The sequence below is a fragment of the Sphingorhabdus contaminans genome, assembly GCF_007280415.1.
In the GTDB taxonomy this organism is placed as follows: Bacteria; Pseudomonadota; Alphaproteobacteria; order Sphingomonadales; family Sphingomonadaceae; genus Sphingorhabdus_B; species Sphingorhabdus_B contaminans.
Genome location: NZ_VKKU01000002.1, coordinates 1,258,819 through 1,276,078, shown reverse-complemented (window position 1 = coordinate 1,276,078; position 17,260 = coordinate 1,258,819). Strand labels below are relative to the sequence as shown.

General features: G+C 57.1%; 14 protein-coding genes and 1 tRNA gene. 11 read left to right on the top strand and 4 right to left on the bottom strand.

All coding sequences use genetic code 11. The features are described from left to right. Positions 1-4 precede the first annotated feature (4 nt). Positions 5-2,014: a S1 family peptidase gene (locus FOM92_RS14395; RefSeq protein WP_143777503.1), complete on the bottom strand. Its 2,010-nt coding sequence runs from the start codon at positions 2,012-2,014 to the stop codon at positions 5-7. 102 nt (positions 2,015-2,116) lie between these two features. Continuing rightward, complete coding sequence (locus FOM92_RS14390) at positions 2,117-4,105, bottom strand: hypothetical protein (protein ID WP_143777502.1); 1,989 nt, start codon at positions 4,103-4,105, stop codon at positions 2,117-2,119. Between the two features lie 179 nt (positions 4,106-4,284). Between FOM92_RS14390 and FOM92_RS14385 the strand changes: the two genes are divergently transcribed. Beyond that, positions 4,285-5,532, top strand: coding sequence for a YceI family protein (locus FOM92_RS14385; RefSeq protein ID WP_143777501.1), 1,248 nt, complete (start codon positions 4,285-4,287; stop codon positions 5,530-5,532). A 334-nt stretch (positions 5,533-5,866) separates the two neighbouring features. Here the strand turns inward: FOM92_RS14385 and FOM92_RS14380 are convergent, their stop codons facing one another. Further along, positions 5,867-7,999 carry a M3 family metallopeptidase gene (locus FOM92_RS14380; protein ID WP_246087315.1) on the bottom strand — a complete coding sequence of 711 codons (2,133 nt, stop codon included), beginning with the start codon at positions 7,997-7,999 and terminating at the stop codon, positions 5,867-5,869. A gap of 256 nt (positions 8,000-8,255) precedes the next feature. On the opposite strand from FOM92_RS14380, the gene FOM92_RS14375 reads away from it, so the two are divergent. Both FOM92_RS14375 and FOM92_RS14370 read left to right on the top strand, forming a co-directional pair. Continuing rightward, complete coding sequence (locus FOM92_RS14375; RefSeq protein ID WP_143777500.1) at positions 8,256-9,137, top strand: helix-turn-helix domain-containing protein; 882 nt, start codon at positions 8,256-8,258, stop codon at positions 9,135-9,137. A 50-nt stretch (positions 9,138-9,187) separates the two neighbouring features. After that, positions 9,188-9,263: transfer RNA gene (locus FOM92_RS14370), tRNA-Val, on the top strand. 301 nt (positions 9,264-9,564) lie between these two features. Here the strand turns inward: FOM92_RS14370 and FOM92_RS14365 are convergent. Continuing rightward, positions 9,565-10,161, bottom strand: a complete 597-nt coding sequence (locus tag FOM92_RS14365) for a TlpA family protein disulfide reductase (protein WP_246087314.1) — start codon at positions 10,159-10,161, stop codon at positions 9,565-9,567. On the opposite strand from FOM92_RS14365, the gene argH reads away from it, so the two are divergent. The 8 genes from argH to FOM92_RS14325 are packed head-to-tail and all read left to right on the top strand — an operon-like array spanning position 10,160 to position 17,255. Further along, positions 10,160-11,548 carry an argininosuccinate lyase gene (gene argH, locus FOM92_RS14360; protein ID WP_246087313.1) on the top strand — a complete coding sequence of 463 codons (1,389 nt, stop codon included), beginning with the start codon at positions 10,160-10,162 and terminating at the stop codon, positions 11,546-11,548. The genes FOM92_RS14365 and argH overlap by 2 nt on opposite strands. Next, entirely contained in the window at positions 11,545-11,850 is a 306-nt protein-coding gene (locus tag FOM92_RS14355) for a hypothetical protein (protein ID WP_211347413.1), read from the top strand. The genes argH and FOM92_RS14355 overlap by 4 nt, the downstream gene beginning before the upstream one ends. 12 nt (positions 11,851-11,862) lie before the next feature. Next, positions 11,863-13,125: a diaminopimelate decarboxylase gene (gene lysA / locus FOM92_RS14350; RefSeq protein ID WP_143777499.1), complete on the top strand. Its 1,263-nt coding sequence runs from the start codon at positions 11,863-11,865 to the stop codon at positions 13,123-13,125. 12 nt (positions 13,126-13,137) lie between these two features. After that, entirely contained in the window at positions 13,138-13,917 is a 780-nt protein-coding gene (locus FOM92_RS14345) for a precorrin-2 dehydrogenase/sirohydrochlorin ferrochelatase family protein (protein WP_143777498.1), read from the top strand. 35 nt (positions 13,918-13,952) lie between these two features. Next, complete coding sequence (proC, locus tag FOM92_RS14340; RefSeq protein ID WP_246087312.1) at positions 13,953-14,762, top strand: pyrroline-5-carboxylate reductase; 810 nt, start codon at positions 13,953-13,955, stop codon at positions 14,760-14,762. Further along, on the top strand, positions 14,759-16,366 hold the full coding sequence (locus FOM92_RS14335; protein WP_143777497.1) for an amidase: 1,608 nt from the start codon (positions 14,759-14,761) through the stop codon (positions 16,364-16,366). The genes proC and FOM92_RS14335 overlap by 4 nt, the downstream gene beginning before the upstream one ends. After that, positions 16,366-16,839 carry a PaaI family thioesterase gene (locus FOM92_RS14330; RefSeq protein WP_143777496.1) on the top strand — a complete coding sequence of 158 codons (474 nt, stop codon included), beginning with the start codon at positions 16,366-16,368 and terminating at the stop codon, positions 16,837-16,839. The genes FOM92_RS14335 and FOM92_RS14330 overlap by 1 nt, the downstream gene beginning before the upstream one ends. Beyond that, entirely contained in the window at positions 16,836-17,255 is a 420-nt protein-coding gene (locus tag FOM92_RS14325) for a PaaI family thioesterase (RefSeq protein WP_143777495.1), read from the top strand. Before FOM92_RS14330 ends, FOM92_RS14325 begins: the two co-directional genes overlap by 4 nt. Positions 17,256-17,260 lie beyond the last annotated feature (5 nt).

The window sequence follows — 17,260 nt, the reverse complement described above, 5'->3', positions numbered from 1 at the left end:
ACCTTCAAGGTAGGGATATCACGGTGCCGGATAGCGCGCGGACGCGTGCCTCCGCCGCCTTTATCCATGCCGTAAACTGGACCAGATCCACGAAGAGAGAAGGGTTTTGCTGCCCATTCTCCTCTGCGCCGCAGCCTACACCTCCCGACACGAGGCCGACCTGCACAACGCGGCCACTCACTTCCTGAACAACCGGACCGCCGCTATCTCCGCGGCAACTGAAGGTGTTTCCTGCTTGCGTCCTGCGCTGCGGCGTGACGGCACAAATCTTTTTGTCGATATCGGTATAGCCCGGAATCTTGCGGCATCTGTCGGTATCGAACACCTCCATATCCGCGATGCGTAGACGTGCTTGCGGAAATTGCGGCCCATCTTGGGTCTGTTCATGCCGTTCGCCGCGTTTGACAACTTCGGTAAAGCCCCAGCCCAGCACCTTGATTAAGCCGCCGGTCGCCGCGCGCTGAAACCCGGGAACATCGGCGGGCAGGTCAACGGGTCTCTGCGGGGCAGCGGCGGCTTTCGGTTCGATCCGAAGCAGCGCAATGTCATCCTTCTGTCCACCCGGCTTGTATCCGCCATGAACGACAGCAGCAACGATCCGGTACCGCGCACCACCAACTGTCAGATTTTGAGTGCCCACCAATATTTCACGCATCTTGAGAACATTTGTACCGCCCAATGGAGGTTTGGCCACGCAATGGGCCGCGGTCAAAACGATGTTCGGCGCAATGAGCGAACCGCCACAGCGGTGATAGCGTTGAAAGGGTAATTGCTGCTTCAACCATTTGCCATCACCCAGCAGTCTGGCGTCGGCGTCCAATTGCTGCTGGCTGTAAGTCTGGTTGGAATAAATCTGCACTTGCCACGGTGCATAGCCTGCGCGGACATATGAGCCGCCACCGACCCTGACGGGCGTGCGGTCACTTATGACCACAGCTTCTAAAGTCATACCCCAGCTTGCATCCACCTCGTCAGTCATGCGCGGAATCCGAATATCCTGACCCGATAACAGGGCGCACAATTCCTCTTCCGCACGTGTCCGGCAATTTGCAGGATCAACCGTTGCGGGATCGAGATTGAACAAGGCGGGATTAATTGGCTGCTCCGACCGAATGGTGATGAACCGGTTGCGGCCTGGCCTGATTAGTAAAGGCTTTTGCTTATCTTCAAGCAAGGCGCCGGGCTCGACCGGAGCGTCACTCGCGAGCAGAAGTCGCAAATCCAGATCAGGATCAATCACCAGGAGATAGAGATATTGTGCCTTTTTGCCCTCGTTCCGCACGCCCAAGCTGACACGGTCATTTTTCCGCAAATCGGTCAGTATCGAACTGCCCGATAATGGGCACTCCCGTTCGTCTGTCTCTGCGCAGAGTGTATATTCTGGAACCTGCGGAGTTTGCGCAAAGGCAATGACAGCGCGTGCCCGGATGATTTTACGTACCGCGCGATCAAAACGAGCGCCAAAATCCGGTGCGTCAGGATCACCTATGGTGACGCCATATTGTATCGGTTCGCGGACCGCTTCGACATCATAATTATGGGCAAAATAGGAAACGTCCTCTGCCGGCGCGACATTGCGTGCCGGCGGGTTGAGCATATCCAACAAGATGATCTGGCGAACATCGTCTAACGAGCGGCTCATTTCAAACTCTGCCGGCCAACCGATACGCAAGGCGGCATTTTTCGCCACCAGCGCCTGCATCCGATCAAGATCAGCGCCCAGATTTGTACGGAAACCAATGGCGACCGGCTGATATTCGGAGCAGCCCTCTTTTCCAGTCACCGTTTCGCCAATAACCGCGCCGGGAGCGTTCCGGTTCGGCGCGCACGTGGGCAAAGGCGGCGGGACATAGGGGGGAACGATTTCATCGTCCGCTATGGCCCCATCATCCGTATCCAGTTGCTGCGCGTAGCCAGACTGGCTTGCGAGCGCGCTTACGCCGAACAAAAGGCCGATTGCAAATCTGAAGCAGCAAGACCGTGAAGTCCGGCGATTTGCCTGTAAAGGACGCATCCACTCCCCCTCCCCCAAAGGTGGTTTCGGTGCGACCCTGCCGGCAGGATAACATGACTTTACAGCGGAAACGACCTTATAGTGAGAGGTCCCGTGTGCTGGTTAGACAGGAACGGTGATGTGCTTCCCGCCGAAGACCGACTGCCAGTTTTCGATCTCATCAACCACTATGTCGTCAATTCGGTGCGCAAGGCTGGACACACGTGCATAGCTGATATCGCTGTCATGTGCCGCCAAAAGCATTTCAATACGTGTTTCGACATCACCCAGTTTTTGCGCCGTTATTTCGGAAATGGCGGCGAACCTTTCGAAGTCGCCGAAATAATGGATGCCCGCCAAAGCGCCGCCCAGGGTTGGAAACAAAACGCCCAGGAAGGTGAACATCTTTGCGACATCATGGGGCATATGATGCGGCAGCCAACCGATCCTCGCGCCCATTTCGATCAGGAGATAGGCGGCAACGGACAGCACAGCGGAGAGGAAGAGCAATTCCGAACAACGGTGCAAATTATGCTGCGTACGCTTCAGCCGGCTTGCCTTGCCCAGATGATAGGCCCTCTGGGGGACAACATGAAAGTCGCGCATCAGCATGAGCACGGACCTGAGATAGGCGGAGGTTACCTGCATCTGTGGCAAGCCAATTGCACGCAAGGCATGCCGGACATGCCATTCGGGCCAATTGCCTTTCGGCCCTCTCGGCCAGCGCCCGGTCGAACGTGCCGCGCCTAAAAGCAGCAAGAGCGGCGCATGGCGGAAATATTCCGCGACACGGCGTGTTTCAAACCAGCGTTCGTGCCATTTGCGACTTTTCCCTGTCAGGAAAATGACCACAATCGCGGCGAGCAGCAGAAATTCGAATGCCGCAAAGCCCCACTTTTCCTCGATTGTAGCAAAGGGGAGATAGCCGATTCCGCCGATGATCGCGAAGGCGGAAAGCAGAAAACTGGCCACCATGCCACCGCGATAGGCATCGGACAGCCATGTGGAAACGCTGTCAGCCCAGGCATATGGCTTCAATATATCGTTCCCGATCCGCTGGGCGAGTGCAGCATCGCCACCGGGCAACCCGGCCACCGCAGACAGCAGGGGCGCACCGCTGCCTCCGGCAATCGCATCGGGATGTTCATAATGCTGGCGCAGACTGCGCAACGCCCCGAGGCCGGGGGTCCCGAACAGCGCTTCAATCCGCCGATAGGCATGGAAAAAGCGGTTGCTTTTGTCCCGCCATACCCGGTTTGCGCGCGCATTCTGCCATGTGTCGCCTATGGGACAAAGCGCCTCGCGAATGATTTCCCGGACCGAAGCTTCGGAGTCCGAGGGGGCCTTGCGGTTGCCCAGTCCGGCCAGTTCTTCAGTCGCCCGCAGCACATGCCACTGATTGGGGTTGCCTGCGTCGAGCCAGATGACGGCAATCCCCTGTTCCAGCGCGCTTTCGATCGTATGCCGTGTGCCCCCGACATTACCGTGCGTTACGCCGTCCCAGATGCCGATCAGAATATCGGAATGTTCCACCATCACCCGTGCGGCCATGGCTGCGCGGTCGGAACAGATGGCGACGAAGTCCTGCTCGGCCGTTCGATTTTCAGGTTCGGCCAAATGCTTTCGATACAGCGCCTCGACCTCCCGGTCCTGCTCTGCCAGTTCGAAAATCCGCGCTTTGGCGGCAATGCCCCTGATCTCGGCGGCGCGCTCAGCAATTTCCGGGTCCGCTACCACGCCGCCATCCAGCAATATCTGGATATCGTCCGCAAGCACCGGCTGGGCATTGATGGCAAGATTAAGGTCCCGTCCAAAGGGTAAGGGCGCAACAACCGGCCAGCCTTTATTCTGCACCGCATCGACCGCCATCAAATCTGCGCCATAGGCCAACAACGAATGCAAGCGGATGTGCGGACGTTCCCCCTCCCCGCCGCAGCCGGATTCCTCGATTGCCATTCTGTCCAGCAAATCCATCAGTGCGGAGAGACTTTGCGCAATCGCCGCTTTGTTTTTTGCAAAAACGGGATGGCGGCTGCGATGGCCGGTGATTGCAATATCGAGCGTCACCACCGGTGGGCGCAAAACAGAGCTGCCGACATCGTCCCCTTGCATGCGGCCAAACCGTCCTTCCCTATCCCCGTTGCCCCAGACCTAGAGCCGGATCGCCATTTGTTCAAGCATCGTGCGCAGGCTTGCCTCGCGACATGGGATTTGTTAGCGCCGGTATGCGACCGTGCGATATCGTCCCTCCTTTCCGGGCCGATAGCCGAATAATGCCGGATGCCCTGAATATGACCACTTCCCGTTATTCCAAAACAGCGATGGTTCTGCACTGGGGGCTTGCGCTCGCCCTGTTGTTCCAGATTGGCCTCGGCTGGCAATTTGAGACGCTTGAACGTGGCCCGAACATGTTCGCGCTTTACCAGCTGCACAAATCGGTGGGCATCGCCATATTGGTACTCAGCCTTGCGCGGCTTGCCATACGGATTGCGCGCCCGCGCCCCCAGCCGATGGCGGACACAGCCTGGTCCCGGCTGATCGCCAGTATCGTGCATGGGGGCTTCTACCTTGTCCTGATCGGCGGGCCCCTGACAGGCTGGCTGCTGGTTTCAAGCGCGAAGGTGAAGGTGCCAACGATTCTGTTCGGCTATCTGCCGCTTCCGCATTTGCCGATCGGCCCCTCGGCACATGCGTCAGCCGAAACTCTCCACGCGCAGCTGGCGTGGCTCGCAATAGTGCTGCTGCTGCTTCATGTTGCAGGCGCCTTGCGGCATCAGTTCTTCAAGGATGAGGATCTGTTGCAGCGTATGCTTCCCTTGAAGCTGGAGCGCAAATCGACCGCTGCCATTGCGACGGTGACGGTGGTTGCCGGACTGGGCGTCGCCTATGCATCGGGAACGACACTCAGCCTTGCCGATGCGAAGCCGGCAGCCCAATCGATAGCGCCATCGCCGGCTCCGGAAGCAGCGTCAACGGCGCGCGCGCAGCCCGAAGCCGAAGAGACACCGGAAGAGGTTAAAGAGCCGGAAGCTGCTGAACCTGTCAAAAACTGGCGCGTGTCCAAGGGCGGAAGACTGGCATTTACAGCAGATTGGAACGGGACGCCGATCAACGGCACCTTTGGCAGATGGAGCAGCAGCATTCGGTTCAGCCCGGATGATCTGGGCAATTCGAACGTGCAAGTGACCGTCGATTTGGGATCGGCCAGCACGGCCGACAGCCAGCGTGACGAAATGCTACTGGGCGAAAGCTTCCTGAATGTTGCCGCACACCCGAAAGCCGTCTTTTCATCTTCCGATATCCAGCTAGTCCGGGGTGACAATTATCGCGCACGCGGGACATTGAAGCTGCATGGCGAAACCCATCCCGTAACGCTCAACTTCAAACTGAAAATCGATGGCGCGACAGCGAAGGTGACGGGTACCTCCAAACTTCGCCGGACCCAGTTCGGCGTCGGCAGTGGCGAATGGTCGGCAACCGGCGAAATTGCCGACGCCGTGGCGATAGCATTCGATTTTTCAGCGCAGTCCGCTCCCTGAATCATCGATTTTACCTGATTTGGCAGACTGTTGCAGCTTTCCCACAGTTGCGGAATTATCGTTGATTCCGCTCCGTTTTGGACAGACGAAAGGCTTGTTAATTCTTGACTAACATGACGACGTTGTTATTCCCTATTGACACAGAAAAGAATCGGGTGTGGGGGCACGCTCCTTCCGGAGAGCCATTCCGATTTTAACAATGCCTGGCGGTGAATTGCGACCCCATCGACGGGCATACACGCTCTCCTCTTCCCACAGTGAGGAGAGCTTTTCTTTTTCTGAATCCGTTAGAGATTGAATGGCGCCCCGGTCTGCACCGGGGCGCCCACCAATGTCATTCGCCCGTGGGGAACCCACGCTTCTTCATGATGTATTTCACATCCGGGTCACGACCGCGAAATGCGCGGTAGGCCTCGATCCGGTCAGTTTCATTGCCGGTTGCCAGCAACATCGACCGGAACCGTTCTGCCGTTTCCTTGTCCCAGACATCGCCCTTTTCGGTAAAGGCAGCCCATGTATCCGCATCCATCGTCTCGGACCACAGGTAGCTGTAATAGCCCGCCGAATAGCCATCGTCCGCGAACAGATGGTTAAACTGGGGCAGGCGATGCCGCATGACCATTTCCTTTGGCATGCCTATTTCCGCCAATGTGTCGCGTTCAAAGGCTGCCGGGTCGGTTACAGGGGTTGCCCGGTTGTGCAATTTCATATCGAGAATTGCGCTCGACAGATATTCTACCGTGGCAAAGCCCTGGTTGAATGTATCGCTTGCCTTGATCTTTTCCACCAGTGCGGCCGGAATAGGCTCACCGGTCTTATAATGTTTGGCGTAGGTATTGAGGATATAGGGCGTCAAAAGCCAATTCTCGTTCACCTGGCTTGGATATTCCACAAAGTCGCGCGGCGTTCCGCCAAGACCGGGCCAGGTTATGTCCGAATTGAGATAATGAATGGCGTGCCCGAATTCATGAAACAGCGTCGATGCATCGTCGATACTGATCAATGTCGGTACGCCATCGGCACCCGGCACGAAATTATTGTTGTTGGACGCCAGCACAATATCATTTTTACCGCCCAGCTTGTGCTGGCTGCGGTAGGTGGTCATCCATGCCCCCGACCGCTTGCCGGCCCGGGCAAAATTGTCGAGATAGAACAGGCCAATTACCTTGCCGTTACGTTTGACTTCAAACGTCCGCACCTGTGGTTCGAATACCGGAACCGTCCCGGTGTTTTCCGTGAAGCTCATGCCGTAGAGTTTGCCTGCGGCGTCGAACATGGCCGCTACCATATTGTCGAGCTGGAAATAGGGTTTGATCGCTTCCTGATCGAGGTCATATTTCGCCTTGCGCACTTTTTCAGCGTAGAAGCGGTAATCCCATGGCTCAATGGTGATGCCGTCCGCATTGGCGATCGCCTGCATATCCGCGACTTCTTCCTTGACGCGCGCGACCGCGGCCGGCCACACTTTCATCATAAGATCCATTGCCCGTTCCGGATCCTTGGCCATGGTATCTGCCATGCGGTAATGTGCGTGGGTCGGGAAACCCAAAATTTCCGCACGTTCCTGACGCAGCTTCAATATTTCCGCGATGGTCGCGTTGGTATCGTTCGCCCCGCCATTATCGCCGCGCTTGGTAAAGGCACGCCACACTTTCTCGCGCAGGTCGCGACGCGTTGAATTTTCCAGGAACGGCTGAACCGCCGATCGTGTGTTTACAACCGCCCAGCCGGATTTGCCCTTTGCCTTGGCAGCGGCACTGAGGGCGGCGACAAAGGTATCAGGCAATCCGGCCAGATCGGCTTCCTTGTCGATCAGGATAAAGCTCTCTTCATCCGCCAGAACTTTTTCGGAAAAAGCGGAGAATTTCTTCGATAGCTCGGTTTCGATGCCGATGACCTGGGCCTTTTTCGCGGCGTTCAGCAATGCGCCATTGCGCACAAGGCTATCATATGTTCGTTCCAGCAGACGCAATTGCTTCGCGTCCAGATTAAGCGATGCCCGCTGGTCATAGAGAAATTTGACGCGCTGGAAATAACGTGCATCAAGCGTCAGTTCCGAGAAAAAGGCGCTGACCTTTGGTTCCCACTCCGCTTGGATCTTGCGCACTTCCGGATTGGACAGGTTGGACGAATGTACGCCCCAAATGGAAAACAGCCGTCCCATTTTCTCGCCGGACAGTTCGTTGGCGGTAATTGTATTGTCGAACGTGATGGGTCCCGGCGCTTCTAAAATCGCCTCGAACTCAGCCTTATAATCGGCCATTGCCGCTTCAAACGCGGCGGGAAACTGCGACACCTTCACCTTATCCCAAGGCGGGACGCCGCCATAAGGGCCTGTCCATTCCTGCAGCAACGCAGGTTCGGCCGCCCGTGCAGCCTTCATTTCTTTCGCTTCAGCAACCGTAGTCATGGCGATCCCTGAGATTGAAAGCACCGCAGCGCTTGCCAGCATTTTTCCGATTTTCACGCATGTCACTCCTTAAAAGACAAAGTGCAGGGCGGTATCGCACCAAATCCTGCGCAGATGTGGAGGAGTAGCCTTTGCACTCCGGTCATGCAAATGCCCGTTGCATACGGACAGACACCTCCATATCGGAGCAAATTGTCATTCCTATTTAAATATTGAATTTAATGGATTTTTTATCGTAAGCTATGCGATGAAACGAATAGGGAGACGAAATTTGGACACTGGTTTCCCGCCCCTGTCGCAGCACTTAACGGCCATGATCCATACCACTTCAACACAGCGTCAGGAGTCCCTTTCCATGCTGGCCCATGTGGCGGGGTTGAAAGCGGAACCGTGGAACCCGGACTGTCAGTCGGACTATGTTCTGGCAGACCTTTGCTCGGAAACGGAGACGCTCCCGGATTTCTTGTCCGAATTAGTGCGATATCTCGATCGGAATCTTAGCGTCGCTGTGGTGTGGACATCGTTTGAGGAATTGGAGGCTGTCTATGCCCTATTGCCCCAAGCGCGATGCCATTTTCTGGTCGATGCCGAAGATGTGGAAGCGGTGCCGATTTTGGCAGGGGCATTGGGACGGCGCGGAATGAACCGACTGCATGACAAAGACCGTTTAGTGGAATTCAGCTCGCTGCACCGCATTAGCGATGAACTGGCCGAATTTGCGCGGACATTAGCGCGAATCGCGGAGCGTGACACAACCCAAATTCTTGCCGACAAGCCCGTGTCATTCCGACCTGCACCCATAGGTGGATTTCAACCCTTTCCGACAAAAGTGGCATCCCATTCTTCTGCGCTGACTTCGGAGAAATTGCGCGAAATCATAAGGCTTCGGCGGCAACGGGAACGCTTTTTCGACAATGGCCTGTTCGCAGATCCGGCATGGGACATACTTCTTGATCTGAAGGCTGCACAGATAGAGAAACAAATGGTCTCGGTATCGAGCCTTTGTATCGCCGCTGCTGTTCCACCCACAACTGCCCTTCGCTGGATATCTGCGATGACCGAAAGCGGAATGCTGATCCGGCAGCAGGATCCGGATGATGCTCGGCGCGTATTCATCCTGCTTTCCGACGAAACAAGCGCCAGAATCGAGGATTATTTTGCCTCTATCGCCGATCGTCTCGTACAAATTATCTGAATGCTCTTGCCAAAGGCGCAGCGCTTTGGCAAAGGCGCGCTTCCCCACGGGGGCGCTTAGCTCAGTTGGTAGAGCATCTCGTTTACACCGAGAGGGTCAGCGGTTCGAGCCCGTTAGCGCCCACCATTTTTCAGAATTTGGCTGAAAAATAAGGAGAAAGCTCGTGTTGTTCATCGTGCAGACAGCTTTCAAAGTGCAATTTCCCCGTATGAGGGGTCATATTTCGACATTGGGAGCAGCCTTGATCATGTGCGCGGTACTGTTTGTGCCTGATTCTGCCTATGCACGTGAAAATGAGCAAAATGAGCAACATGATGCAGCCAACTGCACCGATCCCAAACATCGCCATTCCGTCGTCCGTTCTTTGACGGAATCCGTGCCGATTCGGAAAAAAGACAAAATCCGGGTCCGCCGCGTCCTGATGTAATCAGACTGCTTCGCGCAGCAGTTTCGCCATTTCGGCATCATCCCATTCGACACCGCCGATCACGCGCCAGACTTCGCGGCCTTTGGAATCATATAATATGGTGGTCGGCAGCGCGAGCTGGTTGTTGAATGCAGCAAGCAGCGCATTGTCGCTGTCGGTGTAGGCTTCCAAATTCTTGATCGCGGCCTTTGCAAAAAAGGCATCTACCGGCGCCCGCCCTTCGAGATCCTGCGACACCGCAATAACAGCGACACGTCCCTTTTCCAAGGCTGCCAAGGCATCAAGCGTGGGCATTTCCGCCTTGCAGGGCGCACACCAAGTCGCCCAGAAATTCACAAGCACCGGACGTCCGGCAAAATCCGCCAGGGTTACATCACCCCCCTTGGCATCGGTGAAAACAGCCGTCGGGGCCTTTTGGCCGGCGGCGGCATAGCTCAATGTCGCGCGCATGCCGTTGGCGCTCTCCAGTCCGATTTCTGCCTTACCGGCTTTTTTCGCATTATCGGTCGCAGAATCGGCTTGCACTTGCCCCTTTGGCGTAGTTCCCGTATCGCACCCGGCCAGAACGAGAAGGACTAGGGCGATTAACAAGCGCATGTCAGATTCCAATAGCATGTGGGGCGGCCGTTTTGGCGAAGGGCCCGGGGATATCATGCGTGAGATAAATGCCTCGATTCCATTCGACAAGCGCCTTTGGCAGGAAGACATCGCCGGAAGCAAGGCGCATGCACAGATGCTTGCCGCACAGGGAATTATTTCCGCCGCAGACGAGGCTGCGATTCAGCAGGGACTTTCCGACATCCATGCGGAATATGCGGCAAATGGCGTCCCTGAAGACTGGACGCTTGAAGACATTCATATGGTCACCGAAACGCGGCTGCGCGAACTGGTCGGAGAGCCAGCGGCGCGTTTGCACACCGCCCGGTCCCGCAACGATCAGGTTGCGACCGATTTCCGTCTTTGGGTGCGTACAGCCATTGGACGGATTGATGCGGGTCTGAAGGCATTTCAGCTTGCGCTCGTCACTCGTGCGGACGAACATGCCGAAAGCATCATGCCCGGTTTCACCCATTTGCAGGTGGCACAGCCTGTAACGCTCGGCCATCATCTGATGGCCTATTTTGAAATGGCAAAGCGTGATCGAAGCCGTTTTTCCGATTGCGCCAACCGTTTAAACCAGTCGCCTTTGGGTGCCGCCGCGCTGGCGGGGACATCATTCCCCATCGACCGCACCGCGACGGCACAGTCGCTCGGTTTTGACCGACCGATGGCGAACAGCCTTGATGCAGTTTCGGATCGCGATTTCGCTCTGGAGTTTTTGACCTGCGCGACACAGACAGCACTGCACCTGTCGCGCCTTGCCGAAGAGATGATATTGTGGGCTTCGCAACCATTTGGCTTCATCGCCCTTCCCGACGCATGGTCGACGGGCAGTTCGATCATGCCGCAAAAGCGCAACCCTGACGCTGCGGAGCTTGTGCGCGGTCATGCCGGCCGGATCATGGGCTGCATGACCAGCCTGATGGTGACGATGAAGGGGCTTCCGCTTGCCTATTCCAAGGACATGCAGGACGACAAACCGCCCGTGTTCGAAGCCTATGACCTGCTCGCGCTATCCATTGCGGCGATGACGGGCATGGTTGGCAATGTGGCGTTCAAGACGGAACGCATGCGCGAGGTTGCATCTTCGGGCTTTTCCACCGCGACCGATCTTGCCGACTGGCTTGTGCGCGAACATGGCATGCCGTTCCGCGAGGCCCATCATGTGACCGGTAATGTAGTAAAGGCGTGCGAAGCGCGGGGCATTAGCCTGGAAGCGATTAGCGTGGACGACCTTGCCGCCGTTCATCCGCCTCTGGCAGGATGCACATTGCCCGATTTATCGGTCGAAGGATCCGTTGCAAGCCGGACGAGCGCTGGCGGTACGGCCCCGCTTCGGGTAAGGGAAGCCATCGCCGCAGCGCGAAAGGAGCTTGAGCCATGACATCGAAACACAAGCTGTTGATCCTTGCCCTTGGCCTCGGTCTGGCCGGATGTGGCAAGGTTGGCGATCTTGAACCGCGCGCCGGAAACTCCCTGCCGGTCAAAGCCTATGGCCAAAAGACCGAACAATCCGCGCAGGCGCTGTCGACGCCAAATGTCCAGGCGCGCCCCGGCCGGACCGACGAATTGCTCAAACGATCCGAACGTCGCGAGGATGATCCCTTTGACGTTCCACCGGGCGAGGAGCCCAAACCGTTCAATCCGGAAGACCCCGGTACCAGTCCAAATCCAAAGCAGAATTAAGTCCATTCTCCCATGAACCATTTTGATCTTGTGAATGGCGTGTTGCACGCCGAAGACGTACCTCTGCCTACCATCGCAGACCAGGTCGGAACGCCGGTATATGTCTATTCCCGCGCCACGTTGGAACGGCATGCGCAGGTTTTTCGCGATGCCCTGTCGGGCCTCGACAATCCGCATCTTGCCTTTGCCGTGAAAGCCAATCCAAATCTTGCGGTCCTCAAGGTTCTCGCGCGGCAGGGTTATGGCGCGGATGTGGTATCGGGCGGCGAAATGGATCGCGCACTCGCGGCGGGTATGGCCGCTGAGGACATTGTATTCTCAGGTGTCGGCAAAACCGCGGAGGAAATTGTCCGCGCATTGAAAGCCGGGATTGGCCAGTTCAACATTGAATCGGAGGAAGAGGGGCGCGAACTTGCGACCCTCGCCAATACGCTGAACCTGCCCGCAAACGCGGTGCTGCGCATCAATCCCGACGTTGATGCCGGCACGCATGGCAAGATATCGACTGGTAAGGCAGACAATAAATTCGGCGTGGGCATCCACCGTGCTCCCGAAATTTACGGGCGGCTGGACGCATTACCTGGCCTCAACATGCGCGGGATCGCCCTGCATATCGGCAGCCAGCTTACCAGTCTGGATCCTTTGGAAACGGCCTTTGGGAAAATTGGGACGCTGGTGCAGGATTTGCGCGCCAACGGCCATCGCATAACCCATGTCGATCTGGGCGGTGGTCTGGGTGTGCGATATAAGGACGGGGACAATCCCCCCGAGCCGGCTGACTATGGCGCCATGGTGGCCCGCGTGACGCGCGGTTGGGATGTGCGGCTGATGTTCGAACCGGGGCGGGTCATCGCCGGAAATGCAGGTATCCTGCTGACCCGTGTAATCCGGGTGAAGCCGGGTTCGGGGAATTTGCCGTTTGCCATCGTGGATGCGGCCATGAACGACCTCGCGCGGCCGGCGCTTTATGATGCTTGGCATGATTTTGAGGCTGTGGAACCGACAGGGCAAAAAATGGCCGCGAATATTGTGGGCCCTGTCTGCGAAACCGGGGATACCTTTGCCATGGCGCGCGACATTGATGTTGTTGCCGCCAACGATCTGGCGATTTTCCGGACCGCCGGGGCCTATGGGGCCACCATGGCCAGCACCTATAACAGCCGGGGCCTGGTTCCCGAAGTGCTGGTCGATGGCGACAAATTCGCCATCGTTGCGGAACGCATTGCGCCCGAAACCATTTTGGCTGCCGAACATGTACCGGATTGGCTGAAATAAAAGGATCTGTTGGTGGACCAGCTACCCATTTTTGTGAATGTGCGGGGCCGGAAAGTCATATTGGTTGGCGAAGGTGATGCGGCCGACGCGAAAAGGCGGCTGATAGAACGTGCGGGCGGCATCTGTGTTGATGCGGGCAATGCGGACGCCATGCTGGCATTTGTTGCCATCGAAGACGAAGAAGCAGCCCTTGCCAGCGCTGCCGATCTGAAAGCCAGAGGGCTTTTGGTCAATGTCGTCGATCGTCCCGAACATTGCGATTTTACGACACCGGCCGTTGTCGACCGCCAGCCTGTCCTGATTGCGGTAGGAACAGGCGGCGCATCGGCCGGAATGGCGAAGGCAATTCGGCAACGGATTGAAACACTGCTTCCCGAAAATGTGGGCAAGCTGGCACAGGCGGTTGCGCATGCGCGGGACGCCATCCGGAACAAATGGCCGCAAGCCGCAGACCGGCGCCGTTCTCTTGACCAGGCCTTTGCGGCGGGCGGTTCGCTGGATCCGTTTCAAAGCCACGGGCCTTCCGCCGTTGATGCCTGGCTGGACCAGAGTGAAGACGCCCTGCCCTCCCGCCTGGTCGAAATTCCCTTGCTGTCGGGTAACGCGGATGATTTGACCTTGCTGACGGCAAGGTTGCTGGGCGAGGCCGATTATATTTTTCATGACCCGCATATTCCCGGCACCATCCTCAACCGCGCCCGCGCAGATGCGGTACGGGTCGAGGGCACACCCCCCACGCCCGCGCCGGAGGGATTAGTACTTTACCTAAGGTTGCCGTCGACCTCTGGATAGGGCATGAACCTTACGTAAGTTGCAGGATGGATAATGTGCCCGAAATATCGTCTCATATGCTGATAATTGGCTGCGGCAATATGGGTGGCGCCATGCTGCGCGGATGGATTGCGGCAGGCCGCTCCCCATCGCTCTTTACGGTAATCGATCCGGCCGCACAGGATTTGCCCAAGGGCGTCCGCCATGTTTCATCAACGAACGCACTGGACGAAGTTTTTGATACCGTTCTGATCGGTATAAAGCCCCAAATGCTGGACAGTCTTGCGCCTGACATTCGACAACGGATTGCGCCGGGCGCGCTCGTGATTTCGATTTTGGCCGGCACTATGACGCCCACGCTCGCGGCGCTTTTTCCCGATATACGCATAGTGCGTTTGATGCCAAATCTGTCCGCCGAACTGGGTCTTTCGCCGCTCGGGCTATTTTCCCCCAATCTGTCCGTTGCCGAACGCGAGGCACTAAATGCCTTTGTGCTGCCTCTTGGAACACCGGTCTGGATCGAAGATGAAAGCCAGATGGACGCCGTTACCGCCCTGGCAGGCTCAGGACCTGCCTTTGTGTACCGTTTCATCGATGCGATGGCAAAAGGCGGCGTGGCAGCAGGGTTGCCCGAAGATACATCGGCACGGTTGGCTTTGGCTACTGTGGAAGGCGCGGCACGTCTCGCCGCGGAATCAAGCGCGAGCCCGTCAACACTCGCCCAGCGTGTTACCAGTCCGGGCGGCACCACCGCAGCGGGACTTGCGGTGCTGGATGCCGAAGACGGTCTTTCGAAACTGGTCGAAGAAACACTGAAGGCCGCGCGGGACAGAGGTAGAGAATTGGCTAAAGAGGAAAAGACATGACGTTTAAAAGCGCACTATGGGTTAGCCTCGCGCTGGTTTCCGTGCCCCTTTCGGCCACCGTGGCACCGCCACCGTCGACGGAAACAGCCAAGGCAAATCTTGCCAAGGCGGGACCCATCGAGAATTTTGACCTTTTCCAACTCGCGGATGGAATCGACGATGGCGCACTGAACAGCGAAGCAATCACGTCCGCTTATCTGGCCAGGATCGCTGCCGTCGACGATAGCGGACCGATGCTGAACGCCGTCATCGCGACCTTCCCGGACGCACTGGATCAGGCGCGGGCGATGGATGCGGAATTGAAAGCCGGGAAATATCGTGGTCCGATGCACGGACTGCCGGTTCTGGTAAAAGACAATATCGAAGTGGCGGGCCCTATCCCTACGACCGCGGGCTCGCTTGCGCTCGCGAACAATATCACCGGCCGTGACGCACAGCTTATCGCACGGTTGCGCGAAGCCGGTGCCGTTATATTGGGCAAAACAAATTTGAGCGAATGGGCGAATATTCGTTCCGACAACTCGACCAGTGGGTGGAGCGCGGTTGGCGGCCTGACCAAAAACCCGCATGCGCTTGATCGCAATAGCTGCGGTTCGTCGAGCGGCAGCGGTGCGGCAATGGCGGCCGGCCTGGCCGCGGCCACCATCGGTACGGAAACAGACGGCTCGATAACCTGCCCCGCAGGCGTCAATGGCGTTGTCGGGTTCAAGCCGACCGTTGGCCTGGTTTCCCGTCGCTATGTCGTTCCTATCAGCCATAGTCAGGACACAGCAGGCCCAATGACACGTAGCGTGCGCGACGCAGCAATTTTGCTGACTGCCATGGCCGGCACCGACCCAGAAGACCCTGCCACTGCCGATGCCGACAAATGGCGGGGAAATTATGCAGCCGGATTGTCGGATGACGGCCTAAAGGGGATGCGTATCGGCGTACTGCGCGCACCCAATGTTGATGCCGCACTTTTTGACGATGCAATTGCAACACTTAAAAAAGGCGGGGCTGAGGTTGTCGTTCTGGAAATGCCGAATCTGGACAGGCGCAAAATGGGAATGGCGGAATTCAAAGTCCTTCTTGCCGAATTGAAATCCGATCTTGCCGATTACCTGCAAGGACTGCCGGAAAATGGCGTGCCCCATAAAACGCTTGCCGACATCATCGCATTTAACAAGGCAAATGCGGACAAGGAAATGGCCTATTTTGGGCAAGACACGTTTGAACTTGCCGATAAAGAAGCGAGCCTTGACGATCCTGCCTATAAGGAAGCGCTCGCCACCTCCCGCAGTCTGGCGGCGGGGGTGATCAACGGTTTGCTCAGCACGCACAAACTGGATGTAATTGTCGCGCAGACCAATGGACCGGCATGGATATCGACTTTGGGCAAAGGCGATGCTTCTTCCGGACCTAGCGCAAGCCAAATGCCGGCCATTGCCGGTTTTCCGCATCTGACAGTCCCTATGGGCCTTTCGGGAGGATTGCCGGTGGGGCTGAGCTTCATCGGTGGCCAGTGGCACGACCACCAGATATTGAAGGCGGGCTACGCCTATGAACAGCTCTCCAAAAAGCGGGCGACGCCCACCTATAAACCAAGCGTGGAGGCCAGATAATGGCCTCCGACAAACCGCAATTGGGCAGCCTCATTCCATCCAATACCGCTTTCGACCCGGCTTTGGTCAACAAGCTGATGGGGAAGTTTGGCCATGGCGGCTTTCTGGATATGGAATATGTCGGTCATGGCGAGGACTGGGTCGAACTGGCGATCGACTGGCGCGCGGATCTGGTCGCAGATACGGAAACAGGGATATTGGCTTCTGCGGCAGTTATCAGTCTTATGGATAATGCCACCAGCATGTCGATCTGGACAAAGCTGGGGGAATTTCGACCCCAGGTAACAATGGATTTGCGTCTGGATTATCTTCGACCTTCACCGGCCGGTGCACGGGTTTATGGCCGGGGAATTTGTTACCATCTGACGCAATCAATCGGGTTTGTCCGGGGCTTTGCCCACAATGGGGATATTGATGACCCATTGGCGCATGCCAGCGGCACATTCATCCGGGTCGGGGACCGCATAGCATGACAGACACTAAAGGACGCGGTCTGCCGCCTTATGCTCTGGCGCTGGATATGGAGGTCTCCGACAGCATTGACGGTATTCCTGTTATTTCCATGCCTTTTTCCGACAAGGTGCAGGGCCGACCCGGCTTTCTTCATGGTGGCGCTATTTCAGGGTTGCTCGAAATGGCCGCCGTTGCCGCCATCCATCAAGCCCTGCGTGCCAATGGAAGCGACAGCGGGATCAAGCAGGTCAATGTGACGATCGATTTCATGCGCGGCGGCGCGCCACAGATGACCTATGCCATAGGTGAAGTGATCCGTCTGGGCCGCACAATGGCCAATGTCGAGGCCCGTGCGTGGCAGGACGATCGTAGCAAGCCGATTGCGATCGGCACGATGCATTATCTGATACGCAAGCCGAAGGTTGCTGAAAACTGATGGGG

What these genes read in the sequence shown, in the direction of transcription:
- FOM92_RS14325 (WP_143777495.1), top strand. Translation starts at nt 16,836, where the DNA reads ATGACAGACACTAAAGGACGCGGTCTGCCGCCTTATGCTCTGGCGCTG.
- lysA (WP_143777499.1), top strand. Translation starts at nt 11,863, where the DNA reads ATGAACCATTTTGATCTTGTGAATGGCGTGTTGCACGCCGAAGACGTA.
- FOM92_RS14330 (WP_143777496.1), top strand. Translation starts at nt 16,366, where the DNA reads ATGGCCTCCGACAAACCGCAATTGGGCAGCCTCATTCCATCCAATACC.
- FOM92_RS14375 (WP_143777500.1), top strand. Translation starts at nt 8,256, where the DNA reads ATGATCCATACCACTTCAACACAGCGTCAGGAGTCCCTTTCCATGCTG.
- FOM92_RS14395 (WP_143777503.1), bottom strand. Translation starts at nt 2,014, where the DNA reads ATGCGTCCTTTACAGGCAAATCGCCGGACTTCACGGTCTTGCTGCTTC.
- FOM92_RS14365 (WP_246087314.1), bottom strand. Translation starts at nt 10,161, where the DNA reads ATGCGCTTGTTAATCGCCCTAGTCCTTCTCGTTCTGGCCGGGTGCGAT.
- FOM92_RS14335 (WP_143777497.1), top strand. Translation starts at nt 14,759, where the DNA reads ATGACGTTTAAAAGCGCACTATGGGTTAGCCTCGCGCTGGTTTCCGTG.
- FOM92_RS14385 (WP_143777501.1), top strand. Translation starts at nt 4,285, where the DNA reads ATGACCACTTCCCGTTATTCCAAAACAGCGATGGTTCTGCACTGGGGG.
- FOM92_RS14390 (WP_143777502.1), bottom strand. Translation starts at nt 4,105, where the DNA reads ATGCAAGGGGACGATGTCGGCAGCTCTGTTTTGCGCCCACCGGTGGTG.
- FOM92_RS14355 (WP_211347413.1), top strand. Translation starts at nt 11,545, where the DNA reads ATGACATCGAAACACAAGCTGTTGATCCTTGCCCTTGGCCTCGGTCTG.
- argH (WP_246087313.1), top strand. Translation starts at nt 10,160, where the DNA reads ATGTCAGATTCCAATAGCATGTGGGGCGGCCGTTTTGGCGAAGGGCCC.